This window comes from Methylobacterium sp. J-072, assembly GCF_022829425.1.
Taxonomy (GTDB): Bacteria; Pseudomonadota; Alphaproteobacteria; order Rhizobiales; family Beijerinckiaceae; genus Methylobacterium.
Genome location: NZ_JAKSYK010000118.1, coordinates 1 through 438 on the forward strand (window position 1 = coordinate 1; position 438 = coordinate 438).

The window sequence follows — 438 nt, forward strand, 5'->3', positions numbered from 1 at the left end:
GGTCTGGCGGCGACCGACTCTCCCGTGCCTTGAGACACAGTACCATGGGCGCTGGCGTGTTTAACGGCCGAGTTCGAGATGGGATCGGGTTCTGGGCACGCCGCTCAAGCCACCAGACCGGCGCATCGCAATTTTTTTCGGACTGGCCGTCGCAGGGTGCTGCGACGGCGGGGGTCCGGTTCGGCAAGCATGTGGCAGCTGTCTGCTGCTGGTCTCGTTGTGCACGTGTGTCACGGACACGGATCACGGGAGCGATCAAGTCAATCGGGCGATTAGTACCGGTCGGCTCAACGCGTCACCGCGCTTGCACCCCCGGCCTATCGACGTGGTCGTCTTCCACGGCCCTCAAGGGAGGTCTCGTTTTAAGGGGGGTTTCCCGCTTAGATGCCTTCAGCGGTTATCCCGTCCGTACGTAGCTATGCTGCACTGCCGCTGGCG

The 438-nt window shown here is 63.0% G+C and carries 2 rRNA genes; both read right to left on the reverse strand.

Annotated features, from left to right (window positions below):
- Position 1: 1 nt before the first annotated feature.
- Positions 2–117, reverse strand: a 5S ribosomal RNA gene (gene rrf, locus MKK67_RS13885).
- 134 nt (positions 118–251) lie between these two features.
- A 23S ribosomal RNA gene (locus MKK67_RS13890) occupies positions 252–438 on the reverse strand; the annotation flags it as partial.